This is a genomic window from Glutamicibacter sp. 2E12, assembly GCF_050030965.1.
Classification (GTDB): Bacteria; Actinomycetota; Actinomycetes; order Actinomycetales; family Micrococcaceae; genus Glutamicibacter.
This window is the reverse complement of sequence record NZ_CP188297.1, coordinates 921909-946467: the sequence shown is the minus strand read 5'-3', so window position 1 is coordinate 946467 and position 24559 is coordinate 921909. Positions and strand designations below refer to the sequence as shown.

24 protein-coding genes and 1 riboswitch are annotated in these 24559 nt (G+C 62.1%); of the genes, 17 read left to right on the top strand and 7 right to left on the bottom strand.

The window, feature by feature from the left end; genetic code table 11:
- Positions 1-43 precede the first annotated feature (43 nt).
- On the top strand, positions 44-1234 hold the full coding sequence (locus ACP3TE_RS04300) for an LOG family protein (RefSeq protein ID WP_133833223.1): 1191 nt from the start codon (positions 44-46) through the stop codon (positions 1232-1234).
- 63 nt (positions 1235-1297) lie between these two features.
- Here ACP3TE_RS04300 and ACP3TE_RS04295 read toward each other — a convergent pair whose 3' ends face one another.
- From ACP3TE_RS04295 to ACP3TE_RS04285, 3 genes are all read right to left on the bottom strand, one after another.
- Positions 1298-2401, bottom strand: a complete 1104-nt coding sequence (locus tag ACP3TE_RS04295; RefSeq protein WP_105657316.1) for a VIT1/CCC1 transporter family protein — start codon at positions 2399-2401, stop codon at positions 1298-1300.
- A 54-nt stretch (positions 2402-2455) separates the two neighbouring features.
- A complete protein-coding gene (locus tag ACP3TE_RS04290; RefSeq protein WP_426735488.1) occupies positions 2456-2722 on the bottom strand; it encodes a hypothetical protein in 267 nt (88 codons plus the stop codon).
- 16 nt (positions 2723-2738) lie between these two features.
- Positions 2739-2852, bottom strand: a riboswitch (SAM riboswitch).
- Between the two features lie 67 nt (positions 2853-2919).
- Positions 2920-3507 carry a DinB family protein gene (locus ACP3TE_RS04285; RefSeq protein WP_426735486.1) on the bottom strand — a complete coding sequence of 196 codons (588 nt, stop codon included), beginning with the start codon at positions 3505-3507 and terminating at the stop codon, positions 2920-2922.
- A 136-nt stretch (positions 3508-3643) separates the two neighbouring features.
- Here ACP3TE_RS04285 and ACP3TE_RS04280 point away from each other — a divergent pair, with 136 nt between their 5' ends.
- The 3 genes from ACP3TE_RS04280 (at position 3644) to ACP3TE_RS04270 (ending at position 6400) form a co-directional block, all read left to right on the top strand.
- Complete coding sequence (locus ACP3TE_RS04280) at positions 3644-4210, top strand: helix-turn-helix domain-containing protein (protein ID WP_105661607.1); 567 nt, start codon at positions 3644-3646, stop codon at positions 4208-4210.
- 137 nt (positions 4211-4347) lie between these two features.
- Positions 4348-4764, top strand: coding sequence for a hypothetical protein (locus ACP3TE_RS04275; protein WP_400343649.1), 417 nt, complete (start codon positions 4348-4350; stop codon positions 4762-4764).
- Between the two features lie 106 nt (positions 4765-4870).
- Positions 4871-6400 carry an APC family permease gene (locus tag ACP3TE_RS04270; protein ID WP_400343646.1) on the top strand — a complete coding sequence of 510 codons (1530 nt, stop codon included), beginning with the start codon at positions 4871-4873 and terminating at the stop codon, positions 6398-6400.
- Positions 6401-6455: 55 nt separating this feature from the next.
- Here ACP3TE_RS04270 and ACP3TE_RS04265 read toward each other — a convergent pair whose 3' ends face one another.
- A complete protein-coding gene (locus tag ACP3TE_RS04265) occupies positions 6456-7991 on the bottom strand; it encodes a PucR family transcriptional regulator (RefSeq protein ID WP_400343644.1) in 1536 nt (511 codons plus the stop codon).
- 81 nt (positions 7992-8072) lie between these two features.
- On the opposite strand from ACP3TE_RS04265, the gene ACP3TE_RS04260 reads away from it, so the two are divergent.
- From ACP3TE_RS04260 to ACP3TE_RS04250, 3 genes are all read left to right on the top strand, one after another.
- Positions 8073-9431 (top strand): aminotransferase class III-fold pyridoxal phosphate-dependent enzyme, encoded by a 1359-nt coding sequence (locus tag ACP3TE_RS04260; RefSeq protein ID WP_426735483.1) that lies wholly within the window; start codon positions 8073-8075, stop codon positions 9429-9431.
- A gap of 196 nt (positions 9432-9627) precedes the next feature.
- Positions 9628-10614: an agmatinase gene (gene speB, locus ACP3TE_RS04255; protein WP_426735481.1), complete on the top strand. Its 987-nt coding sequence runs from the start codon at positions 9628-9630 to the stop codon at positions 10612-10614.
- Positions 10614-12257: a thiamine pyrophosphate-binding protein gene (locus ACP3TE_RS04250; RefSeq protein ID WP_105657324.1), complete on the top strand. Its 1644-nt coding sequence runs from the start codon at positions 10614-10616 to the stop codon at positions 12255-12257. Before speB ends, ACP3TE_RS04250 begins: the two co-directional genes overlap by 1 nt.
- 92 nt (positions 12258-12349) lie before the next feature.
- On the opposite strand, the gene ACP3TE_RS04245 is transcribed toward ACP3TE_RS04250, so the two are convergent.
- Entirely contained in the window at positions 12350-12562 is a 213-nt protein-coding gene (locus tag ACP3TE_RS04245) for a hypothetical protein (RefSeq protein ID WP_133833215.1), read from the bottom strand.
- Positions 12563-12638: 76 nt separating this feature from the next.
- On the bottom strand, positions 12639-13499 hold the full coding sequence (locus ACP3TE_RS04240; protein ID WP_332594649.1) for an inositol monophosphatase family protein: 861 nt from the start codon (positions 13497-13499) through the stop codon (positions 12639-12641).
- A gap of 196 nt (positions 13500-13695) precedes the next feature.
- Between ACP3TE_RS04240 and ACP3TE_RS04235 the strand changes: the two genes are divergently transcribed.
- The 7 genes from ACP3TE_RS04235 (at position 13696) to ACP3TE_RS04205 (ending at position 21306) form a co-directional block, all read left to right on the top strand.
- The gene (locus ACP3TE_RS04235) at positions 13696-14106 is read left to right on the top strand and encodes a MarR family winged helix-turn-helix transcriptional regulator (protein WP_426735479.1); all 411 of its coding nucleotides are present in this window, start codon (positions 13696-13698) and stop codon (positions 14104-14106) included.
- A complete protein-coding gene (locus ACP3TE_RS04230) occupies positions 14099-15658 on the top strand; it encodes an MFS transporter (RefSeq protein ID WP_426735477.1) in 1560 nt (519 codons plus the stop codon). Before ACP3TE_RS04235 ends, ACP3TE_RS04230 begins: the two co-directional genes overlap by 8 nt.
- A gap of 44 nt (positions 15659-15702) precedes the next feature.
- Positions 15703-16422 (top strand): GntR family transcriptional regulator, encoded by a 720-nt coding sequence (locus tag ACP3TE_RS04225; protein ID WP_426735475.1) that lies wholly within the window; start codon positions 15703-15705, stop codon positions 16420-16422.
- Between the two features lie 133 nt (positions 16423-16555).
- Positions 16556-17701: a CaiB/BaiF CoA transferase family protein gene (locus ACP3TE_RS04220; protein ID WP_426735474.1), complete on the top strand. Its 1146-nt coding sequence runs from the start codon at positions 16556-16558 to the stop codon at positions 17699-17701.
- A 27-nt stretch (positions 17702-17728) separates the two neighbouring features.
- Positions 17729-18907 (top strand): acyl-CoA dehydrogenase family protein, encoded by a 1179-nt coding sequence (locus ACP3TE_RS04215; protein WP_402735711.1) that lies wholly within the window; start codon positions 17729-17731, stop codon positions 18905-18907.
- Between the two features lie 35 nt (positions 18908-18942).
- Positions 18943-20400 (top strand): aldehyde dehydrogenase family protein, encoded by a 1458-nt coding sequence (locus tag ACP3TE_RS04210; protein ID WP_426735472.1) that lies wholly within the window; start codon positions 18943-18945, stop codon positions 20398-20400.
- A gap of 36 nt (positions 20401-20436) precedes the next feature.
- Positions 20437-21306 carry a 3-hydroxyacyl-CoA dehydrogenase family protein gene (locus tag ACP3TE_RS04205; protein ID WP_332728147.1) on the top strand — a complete coding sequence of 290 codons (870 nt, stop codon included), beginning with the start codon at positions 20437-20439 and terminating at the stop codon, positions 21304-21306.
- Between the two features lie 72 nt (positions 21307-21378).
- Here ACP3TE_RS04205 and ACP3TE_RS04200 read toward each other — a convergent pair whose 3' ends face one another.
- Positions 21379-21813 (bottom strand): pyridoxamine 5'-phosphate oxidase family protein, encoded by a 435-nt coding sequence (locus tag ACP3TE_RS04200; RefSeq protein WP_105657333.1) that lies wholly within the window; start codon positions 21811-21813, stop codon positions 21379-21381.
- Positions 21814-21909: 96 nt separating this feature from the next.
- Between ACP3TE_RS04200 and ACP3TE_RS04195 the strand changes: the two genes are divergently transcribed.
- The 3 genes from ACP3TE_RS04195 to ACP3TE_RS04185 all read left to right on the top strand — a co-directional run bounded on the left by ACP3TE_RS04195 (position 21910) and on the right by ACP3TE_RS04185 (position 24383).
- A complete protein-coding gene (locus ACP3TE_RS04195) occupies positions 21910-22995 on the top strand; it encodes an App1 family protein (protein WP_426735470.1) in 1086 nt (361 codons plus the stop codon).
- A gap of 2 nt (positions 22996-22997) precedes the next feature.
- Positions 22998-23465, top strand: a complete 468-nt coding sequence (locus tag ACP3TE_RS04190) for an acyl-CoA thioesterase (protein ID WP_105661618.1) — start codon at positions 22998-23000, stop codon at positions 23463-23465.
- Between the two features lie 63 nt (positions 23466-23528).
- Positions 23529-24383 carry a siderophore-interacting protein gene (locus ACP3TE_RS04185; RefSeq protein ID WP_426735468.1) on the top strand — a complete coding sequence of 285 codons (855 nt, stop codon included), beginning with the start codon at positions 23529-23531 and terminating at the stop codon, positions 24381-24383.
- Positions 24384-24559 lie beyond the last annotated feature (176 nt).

Sequence of the window (24559 nt, the reverse complement as noted above, 5' to 3'; positions counted from 1 at the left end):
GCCTTTCTGTGAATAATCACTATCTATGACGTAGCGTTGACGCATGTCCCAAGTGTGGCCCTACCTTCCAGCACGCGCAGTGAACATAACGACGCTCGTTGAATTCGACCGTCTCGCAGCCGAAGCGCTGGCTTCCCACCGCGCACGCGGAAAAGGCTGGCGAGTGCACCGTGTTGATCTGCGCGAACGGGATACCGTGCTGGAATCCTTGGATCTTTCCGAAGCGCTATTCATCGATTGCCAGTATTCCGCGCAAGGATCGCAGATCGTGCAAGCCACTGGCGGGCTGTGCATGAGCTCGGGGGACGAGCTTCCCTTCGAGACGGTGGCTCGCGGCTTGTATTCGCCGCATGAGTTGTACTCGGGGATCCGGACGCAGACCTACGAGCAAGTGCCTGATGCGAAGATCTACGCGTACTCCCAGCAGCATGCAGCGGTGAATTCCGATAGCGATAGCAATGCGCTGGCAAGAACCCTGCATGATCACCACATTGGCCAGGCGCTGGTCTCGGCGGTGTACGAGGGCACGTTCAAGGAAACCCCGATTATCGGGGTGATGGGCGGGCATGCGATGAGCCGGGGCACTGCGCAGTATGCGCAAGCTTTGGAGCTTGGGCGCATGATTACCCGGGCCGGCTACGCGGTCGCCACCGGTGGAGGCCCCGGCGCAATGGAAGCCGCCAACGCCGGTGCGTGGCTGGCCGATTACGGGCAAGAAGATGTCGCTACGGCATTGCAGATGCTGGCCGAAGCGCCAGATGCGATCCATCAGCGCACCGGCTGGGCGAGAACTGCGCTGATGGTCAAGGAGCGTTTCCCGAGCCAGCGGCAGTCCCTGGGCGTGCCAACCTGGTTCTACGGCCACGAGCCGCCGAATCTGTTTGCCACCCAGATTGCCAAGTTCTTCACCAATTCCATTCGTGAAGCGATTTTGCTGGAGCAGTCCAACGGCGGGCTGGTAGTTCTGCCCGGGGCCGCCGGCACGGTGCAGGAAATCTTCCAGGATGCCTGCGAAAACTACTACGCTACCGGTGCTCGCGTGGTGCCGATGGTGCTGATCGGCAAGGACTATTGGACGAGGGATCTGCCTGCTTGGCCGCTGCTTCAGGCCCTGGCCAAGGACCGTGTCATGGAACAGAAGATTGCTCTGGTGGAAACCGCCGAAGAAGCGATGGAGTTCATCCAGAGCATGCAAACCCTGCGCCGGCGTACCCGGCGGCCGGAGAACAGCTAGAGCACGGCATGGAAAATGCCGGTACAGCCAAAGCTGTACCGGCATTCGAATCGCAGCAGGCTGCTATCCGATGCTGACGTCGAAGATCAGGCCCAAGCAGTAGGTGATGGCCGCTGCGCCCCAGCCGATGGCTAGCTGGCGCAGGCCGCGCTTGAGCGGGGAGGCACCGGAAAGCAGTCCCACGATCCCTCCGGTGATCATCAGGGCCACGCCTACCAGGACTACCGAGACGAGGATCGCGGTCATGCCGGAGAGCCCAAGGATATAAGGCAGGATCGGCACGACCGCGCCGGAAGCGAAAAGGATGAACGAGGTGGCCGCCGCGCCGGTGGCCGACCCCAGTTCCTGGTGCTCCTTCTCGAGTTCTTCGCCGCGGCCTTCCGGGTTCAACGAGAAGTCGGGGTTGCAATCGCAGGTGAACAGGCCCATGCGTTCTGCGGCCCGGTGCGCTGCATCTTCATCGCTCATTCCGCGGGCCTTGTAGATCAGCACCAGCTCGTTGGCGTCCAGATCGAGGTTCGGGGCGGCGGTTAGCGTGACCTGGGTTGGTCGCGAGGCGGTCAGCAGCTCGCGCTGGGAACGCACCGAGACGTATTCGCCAGCTGCCATGGACAGTGCGCCGGCCAGCAAACCGGCAACACCGGAGAACAGCACGAAGGTCGCTGAAACACCGGTCGCACCGATACCCATGATCAACGCCAGGTTGGAAACCAGCCCGTCGTTGGCGCCGAAGACCGCAGCGCGGAAGTTGCCCGAAAGGCGCGCACGGCCTGCTGTAGCCAGCGCCCGGACGACCTCTTCGTGGACCTGTTCGTCGGCCGCCATCTGCGCGGTGGCGTCCTTGTCGTCGCGGTAGGGCGAACTGCTTTCGGAGCGCTGGGCCATGGCCAGCACGAAGACCGAACCGAAATGCAATGCCAGGAAGCGCAGCATGGTGCGTCGCAGCGACGGGCGGACTTCCTTGAAATGCTCGCCGAGCAGGACGCGCCAGTGGGATTCGTGGCGGGCTTCCGCCTCTGCAAGGCCCAGCAGGATTTGCCGTTCTTGACCGGTTTTCTTTTCCGCGAGGGCCCGGTAGATGGAGCCTTCGGCGACTTCATCTGCGAGATACTTGCGCCATCGCTGGATCTGCGCTTTGGTAGGTTCGGTTTCTGGGTGCTGTGGCATCGCGACGATGACCCTCCTGGAACATGGATTTTCCAATGAAACCCGTGGATCGGATCAACCACCCAGTTTAGTCAGGGCTCCTGCACTTGGGAATTTGGCAAGGCTAAAAGCAATTCGCTTGCCCGCGGGATCTCCGGCTACCGGCAGCACCAGCTGCAATTCAGAAGTGGCCGGATCATAGGTCGGCCGGCGGGCGCAACGGGCAATGAGCTGTTCAAGCCTGAGCGGATCTGCAACGTAGCGGGTGCGCCAGCGGCCTTCGGCCTTGAACTGCACTTGGCCGGTCTGGCGGTCGATGACGGGCAGAATCGGATATGCCATGGGACGTCAACTCTCTTGCGAGCTCTTGCCCGTGCACCTGTTGATGCGCGGACCGCTTCCTCATCCGAACCACCCATGAACTTGGGGTTGGTGCGCGGCCAGTCGGAGCTTGGCGCCGCGTCTCGTGAAGCAACATTTCCGATGGTACCGCCGGTGGCAGGGCGCGGTGAAGTCCGAATGCGTAATATGACTGCGGCTCAGCTGCCCGGGGCAAAGGCATTGGCCAGTTGCTGCAGCTTCTCGCGTTGTTCGGCCCATTGCCCCGCGGTGTAGCCGGGCAGCAGATCCAGTTGCGCGGTCCAGCCAGCACGGCCATCGAGCTGCTCGCGAATAATGTCCAAATGCCCTGCATGGCGGGAGGTCTCGGCGAGCGCATGGATGAGCAGGTGATCCAATGTGGTATTCCCGGCTGGCCCCCACCACGGTACCTCTACGGGGCTGACCAGGGGCAGGGTGCTGATGGCCTCATCGGCGAAGGCGATGGCTTTCCGATAGAGGCCGATCAGCTGTTGCGCGCGCATGTCTGCTGGCGGAAGGAAATCCGCGTCGGGATCATGCGGAGCTATGAACTCGCGAACGTAGCGGTCATTGGCCTTGCGCTTGAGGCAGGTGCCGAAATATTCGTATTCATTGATCGCCAAATGGTGTAGTACACCCAGGATATGGGTGCCCGTAGGGGTGAGCGGGGTGCGGGCCAGGTGCTCGGCGAGGCCTTCTGCCTTGAAGATCGCATTCTCGCGTGCGTCGTTCAGGTACCCGCAGAGCTTGTCCTTGGTGCTGTCCATGGACAGAGTCTAGTGACCGTGGTGGGTCCGCGGTAGGGGCGCCGTGTGTTTACCATTGGTAAACTTGCCCCGCAGGCCTTGAAGCCAAAGTGGTTGCGGTTGTAGTTGCTGCAAAAAACGTCGATGGAGCCAAACGATGAAAACCTTGCCAGTTGAACCAACCGGTGCTGCGATCAACATCGGTGCGAGGCTGCGCGGGGTGCGCCAGACCCAGCGCATGACCATTGACCAGGTCGCCGAGCTATCCGGACTGACCAAAGGTTTCCTCTCACGTGTCGAGCGCGACCTGACCAGCCCTTCGGTTTCGACCCTTTTGCGGTTGTGCGAAGTGCTGGGCATGGAAGTAGGTACCCTCTTCGAGGTTCCAGAAACGAAACTGGTCCGCCTGGAGCAGGCTCCCCGTGTTTCCCTGGGCGGCGACGGCATCACGGAGCAGCTGGTTACGCCACGCAGCGAGAAGCGGGTGCAGATGATTCGCGCTGAGATTGCGCCCAAGGGCACCGGTGAAGCAGAACTGTATTCGGTGGATTGCGAGCTGGAAGTGCTGCACGTGATCGCGGGAAAATTCATCCTGGTATTGCCAGATCAGCGCGTAGAACTCGAAGCAGGCGATACGATAACCTTCCCCGGGCGTGAACCGCATAGCTGGGAAAACGATTCTGATGAGGTAGCTGTGGTTACCTGGACGCTGATCCTCTCATGACGCCAAGCCCATGCGCCTGCTGCCAGGGCACGGCATGAGCGGTGCGGCTGCGCGTTCGTCTGCGGGGAGATGAACCGCGTATTCTAGGAACGATGCGTTGTTTCGGGGCGCTCGGAACGATGAGTGATGGGAGAGGCGTGAGGACAGGCGAACCAACCGCTGCGCAAGATCAACTGCGCAGTATCAGCTGGTGGGCTTCGATACTTTTCGGCGTTCTTATTGGCACCACCTTGACCTGGATCCGCACCCAACGCAATTTCTTCTTCATTGGCGCAGCGATTCTGGCCGTCGTCATTGTCACCATTGGCGTGCGAACGATTCGCCGACGTGCACGCTTCCCGCTGATGGCGCAGGCGCGCACCTCGTGGGTGTATGTGCTGTGGACCGGTGTCCTGCTCATCCTGGCCGGACCGATCCAGCTGGTGTACGTAGCCGATGACCTTTCTGAACTGACGATCAAATCGCTGGTAATGTCCGCAGGCTTCTGCCTGGGCATTCATGAGGTCGATCGCGCGCTGGTGAAAGCCAGCAAGAAGCGCTCCGGTGAGGCCTAGCCTTCCGATTTGGGCGGAATAGCCTGAAATGTAGTCAAAACATCCAATACCCTTTGGCGCGATTTTGCATAGTGTGATCCTGATCAACTTTCCAGAAGGGGTTGCCATGTCAGGAAAAACCGCGAAGAACCACACCGCAGAACCAGGCCTCAAGAAGGTCCTCGGCCGCTGGGATGCCTTGGCCATAGGCGTTGGCGCGATGATCGGCTTTGGCTGGGTCGTGCTCACCGGCGACTGGATTACCACCGCCGGTCCGCTGGGAGCCACGCTGGCTATGCTGGTTGGCGGTGGCATCATGGCGGTAGTTGGCCTGACCTATGCCGAACTCGTTGCGGCCATGCCGAAAGCAGGCGGTGAGCACAACTACTTGCTGCGCGCCATGGGCGCCCGCTGGTCTTTTGCCGGTTCGTGGGCCATCGTCGGCGGCTACATTGCGATCGTGGCCTTTGAAGCAGTGGCACTGCCCAAATCCGTGCTCTATCTCTTCCCGGAGCTTTCGCAGATCAGATTATGGGAGATCGCTGGCTCAGAGGTCTACTTGACTTGGGCGCTGGTCGGTGTCGCCGGTGCGATAGCGATCACCTGGATTAACATCCGGGGCATCAAGACCGCCGGTGTAGTGCAGACCTTCGTGGTGCTCTTCCTCTTCGTCATCGGCGCAATGCTGCTTGCTGGCGCATTCACCGGGGGCGAGAGCAGGAATATGGAACCATTCTTCGAAAACGGGGTGGCCGGCTTCTTCGGCGTGATGATCGTGGTGCCGTTCATGTTCGTCGGCTTCGACGTGATCCCGCAGTCCGCCGAGGAATGCGACATCGCCCCGCGAAAAATTGGCAAGTACGTGGTGATTTCGGTGCTGATCGCCACCGCCTGGTATGTGGGGATCATCCTGGCCACCGCCTCGGGAATGGGCGCTTCGGCGCTTTCCGGATCCGAACTTGCCACTGCCGACGCGATGGGGGCACTGTTCAATTCCGAAATCATGTCAAAGGTGCTGATCGCCGGCGGCATTGCCGGCATCCTCACCTCGTGGAATTCGTTGCTGATGGGTGCTTCGCGACTGATGTACGCGATGGCCAGTTCCGGGATGCTGCCACGCTGGTTTGCCTACCTGCATCCGAAGCACCGCACACCGAGCCATGCACTGCTGTTCATTGGCGGCCTCTCCATTCTGGCTCCATTCTTCGGCACCGCCATGCTCGGATGGTTGGTGGATTCCGGTTCGCCGTCGATCGTGATCGCCTACCTGCTGGTGGGCGTGGCGTTCTTGATTCTGCGCCAGCGCGAACCGCAGATGCAACGCCCGCTGCGCGTGGGCGGTGCGGGAAACGGCGGCAAGGTCATCGGCGTACTGTCGGTGGTCTTCTGCGCCGGCCTGATTTCGCTGTATCTTCCGGGAATGCCGGCGGCCATCGGGTGGCAGCCGTGGCTGCTCTTCGCCGCTTGGTGGATCCTGGGCATGGCCTTCTTGCTGCGGGTGCCACGCGGGATTGCGCCGGGCGAATTCGCGGAAGAGGAATTGCTGCAGAAGCTGAGCATCCGCCAGCAAGCCAAGCTCGGTGCCACCGGCCCGGACGCCGCAGCAACGCGACGCGCCAGTGCGCCGCACGATAGCCGGACTCGGCTCAAGGGCTGACGGCTGCACCTGGGGCACGCCGCGGGATCTGGCTATTGCAGAGACTGCGGCGTGCCTATTTCTGTGCCCGGCGCAGGGCCAGCCAGAGCGAGGCGGCGGCATCCGGATCATCGAGATTGGCGCCAAGCAATTCCTGGGCCACGGTGATGCGGTGGCGCAAGGAATTTCGGTGGATGCCCAATTCGCGGGAGGCTTCTTCCCAATGGCCGCGATGGCGCAGGTAGGAGGTGACCGCGGAGAGCAGATCGGCGCGCGCGTACGCTGCGAGGGCCTTGACCCAGGTCTCTGCGCTGGCATCGAAGCCCGGGGCGCCGCAGGCCATGGTCCCGAACGGGACAGCGTCCAGCGTTTGGCGCAGGGCAGGCAAATTGGCAGGGATCTCGGCCAAGTTCAATGGTTGGGAGAGTACGGCGTGGACTTCGGGTGCGGGGGAATCAAATCGCCCGCACGCCATCGGGCCCGTTGCGGTTGCAGCCTGCGGTGCCACTGCCTCGCCATTGCCGGAACTGTCTGCGGGTTCGGGAAGTATCAAATAATGTTCGGCGCCGTCCTCATAGTGAAGCTGGCACTCGCGTACCGCTGCGGCGACATCGGGCAAGGCGGCGGGGCGCGCCAGCGAGGGCAGCGCATGAAGTGCGGTTGCTGCATCGGTATCGGCACCTGCCCGGTACAGCAGGATTCGCACACGAACAGGTATTCTGCCCAATCCGGCTTCTTCCCCGACCAGGCGTGCCGCCTCGGGCTGGCCATGCAGCAACAATTTTGCGGTGGCCGAGCTGAGCGCGTTATTCGTGCTGGCAGCCAATTCCCGTTGCCTGGCGCGCAAGGAGAGCAACGTGCAGGCCGTCATGATGATCTGCCGGTCGGCCTTGGTCGGCCTGCGCCCGGCGGAAACTCCGAGATATCCGTGGATCGTGGTTCCGGACAGGATGGGATAGAGCGCAACTTCGTGGCCCTGGACCTCGAAGGTGGACGCCGAGGGCATGCCATTGCGCCGAAAGCGCATGGACTCGTGGCGGAGTTCGCCCAGGAACGCTTCGGCGGATGCCGGGTAGCAGGCCGCCGGCCGGGAATCGACGGAAAGATAGGCGGCCCAGCCGTTCACTGCCTCAGCCAAGCCCCGCACGACTGCATTGATGGCATCCGGGCGTACGGCGGCACGCGCCAAGGCAGTCTGCGTGCCCAAGGAACCCATCAGGTTCGAAGCCTGATCACGTGAGGCCAGGCGCCAGTATGCCCGTGAAATGTTCTGGAAGGGCACCTGGTCCGGGACGATCCCCAGCTCTATGCCGGCAGCGTCGCAGGCGGCGATGACGTGCTCGGGCACCGTGCGAAGCCATGGACCCAGCCCCAGCCCCAGGGCGCAGACTTTTTTGTCCTGCAGCCGGCGCATGTATGCGCGGGAAGCTTCCTCGCTCGCGGCGAATGGCATGCCGGTGGTCAGCAGCAGCTCGCCGCCGTCCAGATAGGTGGTGGGATCTTCCAACTCAGAGACATGCACCCCGCTGACCGGCTGGGCACGGAAGGTTCCGGTGCTGGCAGGGAAGAACTCGGTGCCCAACTCCGCGCCCAGCTGCAAAAGCGTAATCATTGGGTAAATTATCCAAGAAAGATGCTGGACTTGGATGCAATGACCAATGACGCGTGTCACGGGGATTTCTAGGCTTGAGCCATGACTGAAACCCTTGCTTCCACCGACGCCCCAACCTTGTCCCAGACCAGGCACCTTGCCACCAGCATCCCCGGCCCGCGCTCTGCGGCCCTCCATGAGCAGCGGGTGCAACAGGTCAGTAGCGGTTTTGGCGTCACCTTGCCGGTCTTCGTCAGCCGCGCCGATGGCGGGATTATCGAAGACGTCGACGGAAATCGCCTGATCGACTTCGCCTCGGGGATTGCCGTGACTTCACTGGGTGCCGCGAACCGCCGCGTGGCCGAACGCGTGGCCAAGCAGCTGGCGGACTTCACCCATACCTGCTTCATGGTCACCGAGTACGAATCCTTCACCCAGGTGTGCAGCTGGTTGAACCAGCACACCCCCGGCGAGTTCGAGAAGCGCACAGCGCTGTTCTCCACCGGGGCCGAGGCCGTGGAGAACGCGGTCAAGATCGCCCGTGCTGCCACCGGACGCGCTAACGTGCTGGTCTTCGACGAGGCCTACCACGGCCGTTCGCTGCTGACCATGGGCATGACTGCCAAGATCAATCCGTACAAGATGAATTTCGGCCCGATGCCCGAGCATATCGTGCGCGCCGCCTCGGCCAACCCGTTGCGGCCCTCTGGGGGAGCGGCCACCGTCGAAGCGGTCCTGGCGTCCGTCGAGCAGACCTTGATGGACTACGGCCCCCAGACTTTCGCCGCGATGGTGATCGAGCCGATTCAGGGCGAAGGAGGTTTCGTTGTCCAGATGGCCGGGTTCATCCCGGGGCTGCGCAAGCTGGCCGACAAGCACGGTATTGTGCTGGTCATCGACGAGATCCAGGCCGGCATGGGGCGCACCGGGAAGCTATTCGCTTCGGAGCACGAAGGCGTGGCAGGTGACCTGATCCTCACGGCCAAGGCCCTGGCCAACGGAGTTCCGCTGTCCGCGGTGACTGGGCGCGCCGAGCTGATGAATGCCCCGCACGCTGGCGGCCTGGGCGGCACCTATGCTGGCAACCCGCTGGCTTGCGAAGCGGCGCTGGCTGTATTCGAGCAGTTCGAGGATGGGATGCTTCTGGATAACGCCCAGCTCATCGAGCGGGTGTCCCGCGAGGTTCTTGAACCACTGATGCAGCAGAGCCCGGTGGTTGCCGACGTCCGCGGCCGCGGAGCCATGCTGGCTATCGAGTTCGCCGACCGGGGCAGCTTGGCGCCGCGCGCCGATGCAGCCGCGGCGGTTTCCAAGGCCTGCCATCGAGCCGGGGTGCTGACCCTGACCTGCGGTACGCACGGCAATGTGCTGCGCCTGCTGCCGCCGCTGGTGATCGGCGAAGCACTGCTGCGCGATGGATTAGAGGTGCTTGCCCAGCAGATTCGCAGCGTCGCCAGCTGATCGCCCTGCTGCAGTTTCGGCCCATGCCGCAGCCCGTTCGCGGGTTGTGGCATGGGCTATTTCTGCCTGGATTCCCGGGCTGCGCGATAAGTGAATCTTGACGTGACCCAGCAGACAAAATAGCATAATGGAAAACTGAAGTTTCATATTAGACAACTTGGACTTTCGTTCTTGGATGTCTGGGGAGGAAGTTGCGATGAAGGAAATCCGCATCGAGGAAAACGGGCATCTGGGACCCATTAATGCCGCGGTGATTCCACGCTATGCAGGTGGTGGCACCTACGCCCGGCTGCCGCGACTGGATCAGGTGGAGAAGGCCGACATCAAGATTGTTGGCGTGCCTTTCGACACCGGTGTCTCCTACCGGCCCGGCGCCCGCTTTGGCGCCAACCACGTGCGCGAATCCTCGCGCCTGATCCGCCCCTACAACCCAGCCACCGACACCTCGCCGTTTGCGCAGAGCCAGGTGGCTGACGCGGGGGACATGGCGGTCAACCCGTTCAACATCAACGAGGCTATTGAGACCATCGAGCACAACGCACTGGAGCTGACCAGTGACGGCTCCACCCTGGTCACCGTGGGCGGAGACCATACCATCGCGCTGCCATTGCTGCGTGCCGCCTCGCAACGAGCCGGTGCTCCGGTAGCGATGCTGCACTTCGACGCGCACCTGGACACCTGGGACACCTACTTCGGTGCCGAATACACCCACGGCACCCCGTTCCGCCGTGCGGTCGAGGAGGGAATCCTGGATACCGAGGCGATCTGCCACGTCGGCACCCGCGGTCCGCTCTATGGCAAGAAGGACCTGGAAGACGACCAGCGCTTCGGCTTCGGCATCGTCACCAGCTCGGATGTCTACTACCAGGGCGTCCGCGAAATCGTGCACAAGCTGCGCGACCGCATCGGCAACCGCCCGCTGTACATCTCGGTGGACATCGACGTGCTGGACCCAGCCCACGCCCCGGGTACCGGAACCCCGGAGGCCGGCGGCATCACCAGCCGTGAACTGCTTGAAATCCTGCGCGGTTTGCGCGGGTTGAACATCATCGGCGCGGATATTGTCGAAGTCGCCCCCGCCTACGACCATGCGGAGCTGACCGGCGTGGCCGCCTCGCATGTCACCTATGATTTGATCAGCCTGATCAGCGACTTCCGCGCCAGCAAGGGGATGAGTAGCTAATGAACGAGCAACCGCAACGCAACGGCGGCGATCTGGTCATCGAGACCCTCACCGCGCTCGGTGCCAAGACCGTATTCGGGATCCCCGGGCAGCACGCCCTGGGACTCTTCGACGCCCTCTCGCGCTCAAGCTTGGAGTTCATCTCCTCACGAGTGGAGAACAACTCCGCCTTCGCCGCCGATGGCTACTCCCGCGCTACCGGGGAAGTGGGCGTGCTGTTCCTCTCCACCGGCCCGGGCGCGCTGACCTCGCTAGCGGGTCTGCAGGAGGCCTACGCCACCGGCGTGCCCATGGTCGTGGTGGCCAGCCAGATTCCGCTGGACGGCCTGGGAGCCCGCCGCAAGGGCATGCTGCATCAGCTCGATGACCAGAAGGCCTCGGCCGCCAACGTCACCAAGTTCCAGCAGACCGTGCATCATGCATCGGGCATCCCCTCGGCGATCCAGGACGCGTGGGCCCGGGCCATTACCGTGCCGATGGGGCCGGTGTGGGTTGAGGTGCCGCAGGATGTCCTGCTCGCCCCGGTGATGGTGCCACCGGTACAGGATGCCCTGGCCGAAGCCTACGAGCATCCCCCGCGCGAAGAGCTGATTCGCGAAGCCATGCGCTGGCTGGCCGAAGCCAAGCGCCCGGCCATCATCGCCGGCGGCGGTGTGCGCCGGGCGGGGGCGCAGGCTGAATTGCTGGCCGTGGCCGAAAAACTGCAGGCCCCGGTGCTGTGCAGCCCCGGCGGCAACGGAGCCTTTGGCTGGAACCATGAGCTGTCCTTGCAGTCGTGGGCGGAAGACCGCTATGTCTCGGACGTCATGGAAGATGCCGACGTGCTGGTGGTGATCGGTTCGGCCCTGGGCGAGGTCACCAGCAACTACTTCACGCTCGAACCCCGCGGCAAGATGATCCAGATTGATGCTGAGCCGCGCGTGCTCGAGTCCAACACCCCGGCCCTGGGTATCCGCGCCGATGCTCGTGAAGCCTTGAAATTCCTGGACGAGGAAATGCGCGAGACGGGCTTCAAGGCCCAGGCATCATGGCACGGAAGCACCCCGCAACAGGTGGTGGCCCAGACCCTGGCAAAGGTGCAGGCGCGCCTGGATGCCCAGGACCTTGGCAAGGAACGGAAGTTCATGGCGGATATACGCGCCGCAGTCCCGGCAGGCATGCAGACCTTCTGGGATATGACCATCGCTGCCTACTGGGGCTGGAGCTGCTGGGACGCCAAGGAGGGCGAATTCCATTCCGCGCAGGGTGCAGGCGGCCTCGGCTTCGGCTTCCCCGCCGCGATCGGTGGCGCCATCGGCTCCAAGCAGCGCGTGCTGGCAGTCAGCGGCGACGGTTCATCGATGTACTCCATTGCCGAACTGGCCACCGCCAAGCAGCACCATGCGCCGGTCACCTGGTTGATCGTCGACGACGGGGGATATGGCATCCTGCGCGAGTACATGGAGGGAGCCTTCGGAAAAGCCACCGCCACCGAACTGGCCCGGCCGGACTTCGTGGCCCTTGCGCATTCCTTTGGCATCCCCGCCCAAGCGGTCGATCCCGAAGGCATCGGTTCGGCGCTCGCCGACGCCTTGGAAGCAGATGGCCCCAATGTCATTGTGGTCCGGACCCTGCTGAAGATGTTTGCGCCTACCCACCTGTAAAGCGCCCGAACGCACGCACGGCCTCGGACCTGTTGCTCCCACGAGCGATGGATCCGGGGCCGTTGCGATTAGTGGATGAGGAAAAGTGCGGGTCAGTGGGTGAAATGGAACACCACACCGAAAAGCACTGTCGAGATGCCCAAGCTAATGCCGATGAGCAGTGGCTCCCAATCCAGGGATTGAGCTGCCAACATCACTGCGAAGGAAGCGAAAAGCAGAATTGCTCCGATTCCTCCCAGGATCACACCTCCGCCTCCATGGTGCCGCGCGGCGGAGTGCGCGGTCCGTTGAAATCGTGGTTCCATGCCGCCATGGTACGTCCGAAAGCGGCCAAAGCCGAGGGGCAGGGCCAACTACTTCGATATTGTCAGATTTGTTGGCTCAGCGGCCCGTGCGCAGCTGATGGATCCGCTCGGCTGCGGTTGCCAAGGAAGGATAATCGGCGCCGGGCCCTTGCGCGATGAAACCGGGGCAGTAGTGGTCGGCGAGTCCTGCCTGTCCGTAGGACAAGCCGCGGAACGTGCCCTGGGCCATGCGCACCAGATGCGCTCCGGCAGCCACATCCCACACCTTGGTATCGAACCCGATGGTGGCGTCGCACCAGCCTGCGGCAACATGGGCTAAGGCCAGCGCCGCGCAGACCTTGCGGCGTACCGTGGCGAAGTCCTGGATCCACTGGCCAAAGAGTTCCAAGGACAGATCCCCGTCCTTGAGCATGGATTCTGCTCCCGGGTAATCCGTCATCAGGTTGGCGCGGGACTGTTCGGGACGGGCACCGGGCTCGAGGACCTGCCCGTTGAGGAACGCGGCAGTCGAATTGGCGCTGAATTCATCACCAGAAACCGGATCGAGGATTGCGGCGGCCACCAGTTCTCCATCGATGGCTGCGGCAATCGAGATGCAGAAGAATGCCACGCCGTGGACGAAGTTGCTGGTGCCGTCAATCGGATCGACAATCCACTGCACCTTCCCGGCGGCCTGCCGTCCTTGATCGCCAGAGACCTGCTCTTCGCCGAGAACCCAGGAATCCGGGTGGGCCGATAGCAGTGAGGCAGTGATGAGCCGCTGGCTCTGCCGGTCGATGTCGGTGACCAGATCATGGGTGTTGGTTTTATGCTCGGCTACCACGTTGCCGCGGAAGGAAGCGCGCAGCAGCTCGGCGGACTGGCGAGCTGCCTTCAGCGCGGAAAGACGTAATTCTTCGGCGTATTGCGTGCTGGCTTGGACTCGCTGATCATTCACAACACCAGCTTACCGCCGTGGCAACGGGCAAAAACGTTGACTGGAGCAACGATTCGAACTTACTGTGGTGGAAACACAATAGATAGGCAGCCGATAGATCGTGGACAAGTCTCCAGATAGCCCTTCGGATTCTGAACTCAAAATCCTGCTCGACGAGTTGGCCCGCAGTTCCAGGATCCTTCGCGTGTTTTCGCATATGGATCAGACTGACCCCGAGGTATCAAACGCCTCCCATCACGTGCTCAAGACGTTGAAAACCCGTGAACCCACGCATGCTGCCGACCTTGCGCAGTCCTTGGGGATCGGCACCGCGGCGATGAGCCGGCATTTGGCGGAACTGGAGCAAACGGGCCTGGTAGCCAAGCAGCCCAGCAAGATCGACGCCCGCCGCCACGTGCTCTGGGTGACCGAGGCGGGTTGCGAGCGGCTTGAATTCCGCGACCGCTTGCGCCTGGAGCGAATGCGGGATGTTCTTCCGGACTGGGATGTCGAGCGCTTGGCCAGCGTCGGGCATGCGCTGAGCGAATTGAACGCGACGATGATCCGCGGCATCCAATCCCAACGGACCGAGCAGTTCGGCAATGTGGAGAATTCCGACCTTGGATAAGAGCATGCCGGAAAAGGAACGTCCCACTGACCTCACCGAGGCAGAGGCAGACCAGCCGCAGATGAATCAACGCGAGGTGCTCAAATCCATCGCTGGCGTCCTGGCATCCTTCTTCGCTGCCATGCTGGCGGCGACCATTGTGTCTATTGCGCTGCCGACCATCATGGATGTCCTGGGCGGCTCGCAAACCGACTTCAACTGGGTTTTGAGCACCACGCTGCTGGCTAATGCCGCCACCACTCCCATCTGGGGGAAAATGGCGGATCTCTTCGACAAGAAGAAGCTGCTGCAAGCCGGAATCCTGGTGTTCGTGCTCGGCTCGTTGCTGGCCGGACTCGCCTGGTCCATACCCGTTCTGCTGTTCGCCCGGGTCATCCAGGGCATCGGCATGGGCGGGCTGACCGCCATGGGCATGGCAGTCATCGGCACGGTCATCCCGCCACGGGAACGTGGACGCTATTCGGGATATTTCGGTGCCGTCATGGCTGTATCTACCGCAGCAGGACCGCTGCTCGGCGGATTCATCGTGGACTCGCCCCTGGGCTGGCGCTGGTGCTTCTTCTTCGGCATCCCGATCAGCCTGCTCTCCATGCTCTTGATCCACCGGACCCTGCACCTGAAGCACCTCAAACGTCCGGTGCATATCGATTGGGTCGGCGCGGTCCTGTTAACCACCGCCGTCTCGATCCTGCTGATCTGGGTTTCCTATGTAGGCAAAGCCGACTATTTCGGCTGGAATTCGTGGCAGACCTACACGATGGTCTCGATGTTCCTATTGCTGGTTGCCGCATTGCTGCTTGTTGAATCACGGGTTCGTGAACCGATCATTCCGCTGAAGATCATTTGCACCCGAACAACGTCGCTGGCGATTCTCGCCTCGATCTCGATTGGCGTGGGGATGTTCGGCACCGGCGCATTCATCGGCCAGTACTTCCAGATCGCCCGCGAAGCGACACCGACCATGGCCGGCCTCATGACCTTGCCAATGATCGCGGGCAACTACTTCGGATCCGTCTTCTCGGGACAGATGATTACCCGCTTCGGCCGTTGGAAGATCTACCTGCTCATCGGTTCGGTCCTGAACATCGCCGGCCTCGGCCTGCTTGGGCTGATGCGCCAGGATACCGAATACTGGCTCTTGGCCTGCGGCATGTTCCTCAACGGCGTGGGCATGGGATTCATGCTGCAGAACTTGGTGCTCTCGGTGCAGAACACGGTGAAAGTCACCGATATCGGGGCGGCAAGTTCTTCGGTGGCGTTCTTCCGTTCCGTAGGCGGCTCAGCAGGTGTGGCGGTGCTCGGTGCGCTGCTTTCGCGCAATGTGGCAGATCTTATTACCGAATCGTTGGCGGCCAAGGGGCAGCTGTCCTCGGCGCCGGCCACCGGGGATTCCTTGAATCTTTCCGGGATGCCAGATGCGCTACGGCAGGTGGTGGAATCGGCGTATGGCGAGGCGACAGGGATCGTCTTCATCGTCTCGGCGGCCGTAGCGGTAGTTGCCTTCTTCTGCATATTGCTCATCAAGGAAGTGCCGTTGCGCAAGACGATCTAGTACCTGGCCTTGCCGCCGGGTCGAATCAGGATAAGCTTCAGACCATGAGTAGCATGCAACCGATTAAGCCGAAAATATCTCTTACCGAGCAGGTGACTACGATGATCCGTGCCGCCATCGTTGCCGGAGAGATGGCTCCGGGGGAGCACTACTCGGCCATTGGCATCTCGGAAAAGCTCGGCGTCTCGCGAACTCCGGTGCGCGAGGCCTTGCAGCTGCTGGAAAAAGAGGGAATCGTTACCGTGGCGAAAAACCGCGGGGTGCGTGTCAACCAGATTTCATTGGAGGACATTGTCGAAGTCTTCCAGCTGCGTTTGGCTATCGAGCCTCCAGCTGCCGCACGTGGCGTGCGGAACGCGACCCAGGCTGATATCAACCAGCTGAAGTCGTTGCACCAGCGAATGCTCGCCATCGGCGAAACCGGTGATGGCCGGGCGACGTTGGAAGCGGACAAGGAATTCCACCTGTGCCTACTGGGGCTGGCCGGAAATGCGAAACTCGACAGCGTGGTGGGGGAGCTGCGCAACCTCGTCCTGGCCCACGGGCAGACCACAGTGCCCTTCGCCCGCTCCAGCCAGGACCTGGCCGGAGACCGCGAGGAAATCATGGAGGCGATTCTTGCCAAAGACCCCGACGCCGCCGCGCTGGCCGTTCGGGGCCACGTCATGCGCACCGCGCAGATGCTGATCCGTTCGGTGTGTTCGCGGACCCCGGGACTGGACGCAGAACCGTTCCTGGAGCGGCTGGACGCCTTGATTTCCTAGGGCATTCCGCGCCCCCTGCAGACCCAAGCAGCTAAACATCCTGAAAATCCTTGCCAAGGGTGATCCGGGCAACATAGAGTTGCATGCAACATGTAACTAAGCAATTCTGTGCGGATTGAAGGTGTGGAAGCAAATGAGCCAACCGCTTGAAGGGGTCAAGGTCATCGACCTCTCGCGCATCTTGGCCGGGCCGCTGTGCTCCATGACCCTGGCCGACTTCGGGGCCGAAGTTCTCAAGGTGGAGAACGCTGCTGGAGATGAGACCCGCAGCTGGAAGCCTCCGGTCAATGCCCAAGGCATCAGCACCTACTACTGGTCGGTGAACCGCAACAAGCAGGCAGTAGTCGCCGACTTCGCGGACGCGGCCCAGTTGCAGGCCCTGCGCGGATTGATCCGCGACGCTGACGTGCTGGTGGAGAATTTCCGCCCCGGCGTCCTGGCCAAATTCGGGCTGGACTACGAGAGCCTGCGCGAGTTGAACCCGGCACTGGTCTATTGCTCCATCTCGGGCTTCGGCGAAAAGCAGGGTGCGACCTTGCCCGGCTTCGACCTGCTGGTGCAGGCAGTGGGCGGACTGATGAGCATCACTGGAGAACCAGACGGGCCTCCGAGCAAGGCCGGCGTTGCCCTGGTGGACGTATTGGCGGCGCAGAATGCGGTTGCCGGCATCCTGCTGGCCATGCGCGAACGCGATGCCAGCGGTATCGGCCAGCGGGTGACCGTCAACTTGCTCGGCTCGCTGCTGGCCGGACTGACCAACCAGTCCAGCAGCACGCTGGCTACCGGAAAATCCCCGGCACGCATGGGCAACGCGCACCCGAGCATTGCCCCCTATGAAACCTTCGCAGTCAACGACGGCGTGGTGGCCATCGCCGTGGGCAATGACCGCCAGTTCGCTGCCTTGGCCAAGCATCTTGGCCAGCCGGACCTAGCCCAGGATCCGCGCTTCAGCAGCAATAGTGCACGGGTGGCCCACCGCGAAGAACTCAAGGCAATCATCGAAGCGGCCACCGCCTCAGCCACTGCCGCGCACTGCGCGAATGCGCTGATGTCCGCGGGAGTGCCCGCCGGAAAGGTCAACTCCATTGCCGAGGCCATCGACTTCGCCAAGGAACTTGGTCTGGATCCCGTCGCGCTGATCACCGATCCGGACACCGGGGAAGCGACCGAGCAGATCGCCAGCCCCATCGGGCTCTCGCGCACCGGCGCCCAATACCGCACCATCCCGCCGGCCCACGGGGAGCATCAAGCGCTTCTGGGCACCCTGGCAAATAGCTAATCGCAAGAACTTTCAAGGAGATTTAATATGAGCACCGCAGAACGCCTTCTGGATCCGGCCGACCTGATCAATTTCGATTCGCTGCTCTCGGCGGAGGAACTGGCCCTGCGCGATACCGTGCGCGGTTTCGTCAACGAGAACATCAAGCCGAATATCGCCAAGTGGTACAACGACGCAGTCTTCCCGCTGGAGATCGTTCCGGAGATGGCCAAGCTGGGCCTGCTGGGCATGCACCTGGAAGGCTACGGTTGCGCCGGCCGCTCGGCCGTGGAATACGGCATTGCCGGCGCCGAGCTGGAAGCCGGCGATTCGGGGCTGCGCACCTTCGTTTCGGTCCAGGGATCGTTGGCCATGAGCGCCATCTACAAGTACGGCTCCGAGGAGCAGAAGCAGCAATGGCTGCCCAAGATGGCCGCCGGCGAAGCCATTGGCTGCTTTGGCCTGACCGAACCAACGGCAGGTTCCGACCCGTCGAGCATGAAGACCTTCGCCCGCCGCGACGGCGATGACTGGGTGATCAACGGTTCCAAGCGCTGGATCGGGCTGGCCAATGTGGCGCAGGTGGCAGTGATCTGGGCACAGACCGATGAGGGCATCCGCGGCTTCGTCGTTCCAACCAGCACCCCGGGCTTCACCGCCACCCCGATCGAGCAGAAGCTGTCCATGCGCGCCTCCATCCAGTGCGAAATCGATCTGGTCGATGTGCGCCTGCCTGGTTCGGCGGTATTGCCGAATGCCAAGGGCCTGAAGGGGCCGTTCTCCTGCCTGAACGAAGCCCGCTACGGCATCTTGTGGGGTTCCATGGGGGCCGCCCGCGATTCATTCGAGGTGGCATTGGCCTACTCGCAGGAACGCCTGCAGTTCGACAAGCCGCTGGCCGGATACCAGATGACCCAGCAGAAGCTGGTGGACATGGCCCTGGAAATCAACAAGGGCTTCCTGCTGGCCCTGCACATCGGCCGGTTGAAGGATGCCGGGAATTTGGACCTGCACATGATCTCGGTAGGGAAGCTGAATAACTGCCGTGAAGCCATCGCGATCTGCCGCGAAGCACGCACCATCCTGGGAGGCAACGGCATCACGCTGGATTACTCGCCATTGCGCCACGCCAACAACCTGGAATCGGTGCGCACCTACGAGGGCACCGACGAGGTGCACACGCTGATCCTGGGCAACAAGCTCACCGGCGTGCCGGCCTTCCGCTAAGCCGCGAAGCCAAGGAAGACGGGAGAACCAAGCAAATGAACCTTTCCACAACACTTGCCACCCTGGAGCACTGCATCAATGGCGCATGGGTGCCTGGCGAAGGCCGCCGCATCGATTCGAAGGCGGCCGCCGACGACTCCATCGTGCTCGCGGAGGGCACCGCGGCCAGCGTGGACCAGGTGGACGCCGCTTTCGGCGCCGCCCACCGGGCCAAGAAATCCTGGGCGTCCACTCCGATGGCCGCCCGCGGGGCGATTCTGGCCAAGGCCGCCGGATACCTGAAGGAGCATGCGGAGGACTTCGGAGCGGAACTGGCCGCCGAAGAGGGCAAGACCAGAGCCGAGGGAATCGGCGAGGTGCTGCGGGCCGCACAGATCCTGGTCTACTATTCCGGCGAAGCGGAGCGCGCTGCCGGCACCGTTTTCCAATCCCCGCGTGCCGGGGAACAGATTCTGGTTACCCACAAGCCGCTGGGGGTGATCGGGGTGATCACCCCGTTCAACTTCCCGATCGGGATTCCGGCTTGGAAGATCGCCCCGGCGCTGGTTTTCGGCAATACGGTGGTGTTCAAGCCGGCCAGCCTGGTGCCGTTGCTGGCCATGCGCTTTGTGCAGGCCCTGGAGCACGGAGGGCTGCCCGCTGGTGTACTGAACCTGGTCATCGGCCCGGGCGCGCTGGGTGATGCCTTCATTGCCAATGAGCATTTGGACGGGCTGACTTTCACCGGTTCCACCGGAGTCGGGCGCAAACTCTGTGCGGCAGGTGCGGCCCGGGGGATTCCGGTGCAGGCCGAAATGGGCGGCAAGAATGCTTCGGTAGTGCTGGCCGACGCAGACCTGGACCTGGCCAGCGAGCAGGTGCTTTTCGGGGCCTTCCGCTCCACCGGCCAGAAGTGCACGGCCACCAGCCGGCTGATCCTCGATGAGTCCATCGCCGACGCATTCTTGGCCAAGCTCACCGAAAGGCTGGAGCAGTGGGTGACCGGGGACCCGCTGGACCCGTCAGTGCATATGGGACCGCTGGTGGATGCCAAAGCGGCGAACTCGGCGGCACAGGGGATCGACCGGTCGCTGGCACAGGGCGCAACACTGCGCTATCGCGGGCTGGCCCCGGGAACCGGCAGCTTCCTGGCACCAACCATTCTGGAACTTCCGGAGGGGGAAGCAGGGCGAGCCAACTGCGCCTGGCAGGAAGAATTCTTCGCGCCCATCGTGTCCGTCCGCCGAGTCAACGGGTGGAAGGAAGCTTTCGAGGCTGCAGAAGACTCGGAATACGGTTTGAGCCTGGCCTTGTTCACTTCGAATCTTGCGCTGGCCCTGGAGGCGCAACAAACTCTCGACGTGGGTATTCTGCATGTAAATTCGGAGTCAGCCGGAGCTGACCCGCACGTGCCTTTTGGCGGTGCGAAAGCTTCGGGCTACGGACCGAAGGAACAAGGGGCAGCAGCTCGCGAGTTCTACACGCACACCACGACGACCTACCTGCGCGGCTAAAAGGCGCAGGCCAGGACTGCAAAGAAAGAATGGTCAATGAGGATTGAACGTATTTTGGTGATCGGTGCCGGCACCATGGGCCGGCAGATCGCGATGAGCTGCGCGCTGGGCGGCTACGCCACCGTGCTGCAGGATATCTCTGCCGACGCGTTGGGCGCAGCACGCACCGAGCTGGAGTCCTGGGCTGCCGGCCGCGTGGCCAAAGGCAAACTCGACCAGCCCACGGCAGCTGCGGCGCTGGGGCGCTTGAGCCAGAACACCGACTTGAACCAGGCTGCTTCCGCAGCCGACTTGGTGATCGAGGCTGCTGTGGAGCGTCTGGACATCAAGGAGCAGATCTTCGCCCAACTGGGCGAGCATGCACCGGCCCACGCCATCCTGGCGACGAACTCCTCGACGCTGCCCTCCTCGAAGCTGGCCCAGGCCAGCGGCCGTCCAGCGCAGGTGTGCAATATGCACTTCTTCAACCCTGCATTGGTCATGAAGTGCGTTGAAATAGTCCGCCATGGGCAGACCAGCGATGCCACGATCCAGGCTGTTACCGAGGTAGCCAACCAGCTGGGGAAGAACCCGGTGCTGGTGAACAAGGAGATTCCGGGTTTCATTGCCAACCGCATGATGGGTGCGATCAACGCCGAGGCGCTGAACCTGGCTCACCAGGGAATCGCCAGCATCGAGGATATCGATACCACCGCGAAGACCGCTTTGGGCCACCCCATGGGTCCGTTCGAGCTGATGGACATGGTGGGCCTTGATGTTATCGATTTCATCGCCCAGGCGACCTACGCCGAGACCGGTGACGAGGCCGACCAGCCGCACCCGATGATCACTGAAAAGGTGGCTGCGGGCAAGCTCGGACGCAAGAGCGGAGAAGGGTTCTACCCTTATTCCCAGGCATCGGCTTAAAGCTGGAAACGCCGCTGCCAGCCCGATGGCCATTGGGCGGGAGGCGGCGTTTGCCGTGTAGATCGGAGAGAACTATTCAGCGACCTCTGGTTGCTCGCCAAGCTCGAAGTGGCGCCCGGAGACCGAATCAATGTTGACCCGAATCCAGAAATCCTTCTGGGTGGGGATCCAGGGAGTGACGCCGCTTTCGCGGGCCTCCTTGATATCGGCCTCATGCTCCAATACTTCGGCGCTGCCGTGCACGACAACGGACCAAGCTTCATCGGAAAGGATGCCGTCGACCTCGAAAGCGATCTTTTCATTGATCGCCATGGCCGCAAGCTTATTACCGGGCGAGGTGCGCAAGAACAGCTTCCCGTTGTGCACCGCGTAGTTCACCGGAACAATATCGATCAACCCTGCAACCGAAGTTGCTACGCGTCCGTGGGAGCTGTGCGAGAGCAGCTGCCACGATTGGTCCTCATCCAATACCAGGACCGGACTATTGAGCTCGTGTTCGAATTTCATAGCACCAGTTTTCTACTCTTTGTAGAAAAAGGCAAGGGCTCAAGACACAAGTTGTCGTTTTCCCGTGCTTGGCGGTCGACATGAAAGACTGGGGCTATGAGTCATATTTCGGCTGATGGCGATGCCCGGCATGTAGCTTCGCGAATGGAAGACGGAGTGCATCGTTGGCGTGCACGGCGCGCCCTGGCCAACGGCCACCAAGCGGTAATCCTTCCCTATGTGGGATATGGCTCTACCGGACCGAGCGGCGGCTGGATTCGCGTCTTCGCCCGCGTTGTGCTGGCCAAGCCCGGCGCCTTTGAAGACGGGCAGCATCAAGCCCAGGTCATCGCCGATGGCATTCGCGGTTTCCGCAATTTCATTTCCCCGATCCTTCCCGGCGGCAAGGTCAGCATTGACGTTGGCGACCAGCGCTTCGAGGTCCAGGCTGACCGTGGCGGCGTCATCGATGTGAAGCTGCTAGTCGACCTGCCCGCGGGCTGGCATGAGATCCGGCTTCATGCCCACAACGGCGATGCCGCGCAGGCGAGGATTCTCGTTATCGATCAGGCACAGAAGTTCGGGGTGATCAGCGACGTGGATGACACCGTCGTGGTCACCGCGCTGCCGCGCCCCATGCTGGCGGCGTGGAACTCCTTTGTGCTCTCCGAGCATGCCCGCGTGGCGACCCCCGGGATGGCGGTGATGCTCCAGAAGGTGCTGCTTGAGCATCCGGGATCTCCGACCATCTACCTTTCCACCGGCGCATGGAATGTTGCACAGACCCTGCAGCGCTTCATCTCGCGCAACCTGTACCCGAAGGGGCCCTTGCTGCTCACCGACTGGGGGCCAACAGACCGTTCCTGGTTCCGCAGCGGAATGCAGCACAAGGTTGACCAGCTGCGCCGCCTGGCCGAAGAGTTCCCGCACATTTCGTGGGTGCTCATCGGCGATGACGGCCAGCATGATCCGGCCATTTATGCCGAGTTCGCGCGCCGCTATCCCGAATTGGTCCGGGCTATTGTGATCCGCCAGCTGACCCCTTCGGAAGCGGTGCTAGCCGGCGGACGTTCGCATGAGCTGCGCCGAACCACCCCCGGGGTGCGTTGGGTCTACGAGCCGGACGGAGCCCGGATCCTTCGGGAGCTGGCCAAGTTGGGGATCGTGGGCAATGACGGCGCAAACCTGCTGAAGGAAGATTAGCCATGGAAGAAAGCATTCTGCGGGTGCAGGTCCCTATGCGCTGGGGCGACATGGATGCTTACGGCCATGTCAATAATGTCAATCTGATCCGGTTAATGGAAGAAGCGCGAATCGCCGGCTTCGGCGTGCCCGGTGGCACCGGCGCGCCAGGCTCGCAGCCGCAGGCCGATATCTTCTCTGCAGTGCCTGCCGGAACCCAGATCCTCGTTGTCGAGCATCGGGTGCGGTATTCCCGCCCGTTGGAATACCGCAACGTGCCGGTCAATGTCGATCTCTGGGTTGCCAATGTCAAGCCTGCCAGCTTTGATATCTGCTACGAGTTCCGTGACCCGGTGGAGGACTATTTGTGCGTCAAGGCCTCCACTACGTTGGCTTATTTCGACCCGGTGTCCTCGCGGGTGCAGCGTTTGAGCCCCGGAGAACGCGCGGCGCTCAGTGCATATGAAGGTCCTCCGACCTTCCCGAAGTAACCACTTGCGCTCCCGTCAATTAGGATTGATCTATCTACCCTTATTAAGACAGGAAGTGATTTTGTGTCCCAGCCGGCTGGTGATCGCCCGCAAACTGGAGGCCGACCTGCGCGCCCCCAGGTCCTCCTGCAGGTCCTCAAGCGCGAGAATATCGCACCTCATCTGGTGCGGCTCACCCTTGGCGGTCCAGGCATCTGCGATTTCGCAGACAAGCCGGTGACCGACCGCTACGTGAAATTCCTGTTCGCGAAGCCGGAACTGGGCCTTGAATTGCCTTATGACATGGAAGCGCTGCGTGAGCGGCTGGCTCCCGAGGATCTGCCGGTTCGCCGTACCTATACCGTGCGCCGCAGCGATATGCAGGCGGGCACCATCGAGGTCGATTTCGTGGTCCATGGCGATGAGGGCCTAGCCGGTCCTTGGGCGCGTGACGCGCAGATCGGCTCATCGATCTGCTTCTCGGGCCCGGGCGGAATGTTTGTCCCCAAGGATGAATTCGATTTCCACTTCTTTGCCGGAGATGAAACTGCCATTCCCGCCATTGCGGCCTCCTTGGAGTCCATGGCTCCGCAGATGAAGGGCCTGGTGGTCATCGAGGTTGCCGATGCGGCTGACGAAATGCAATTGCAGGCGCCGGCCGGCGTGGAAATTCGCTGGATTCACCGCGGTGCCGAATTCTCCCCTGAAACCACGATCCTGGAGTCCGTGGTCCGGGGGATTCCATGGCCCGAGGGCCGAGTGCAGGTCTTTGCCCACGGTGAGCGCGAAGTCATGAAGAAGCTGCGCGCATACTTCTATGACGAGCATGGCGTGGACCGCCGCGACATGTCGCTCTCTGCCTACTGGGCCTTTGGCCGTGCAGAAGATGCATTCCAGGCCGAGAAGCGTACGGAAGTTGGCAAGATCTTCGCCGACTAGTCTTTTGGCGCGGACAAATTCGAGCAAGTTAGAGCGACCTAAGAATTAAATCGAAAAATTACGCAAACAGGGCTTGACGTTATTACTGGTTCTTAGGATATGCTTATTCCAGAGCTTCTCCCGTGTGTGGTCGGGAGAAGCGTCAAGCTTGACCGATATTTATCGGCTAGTTCGCT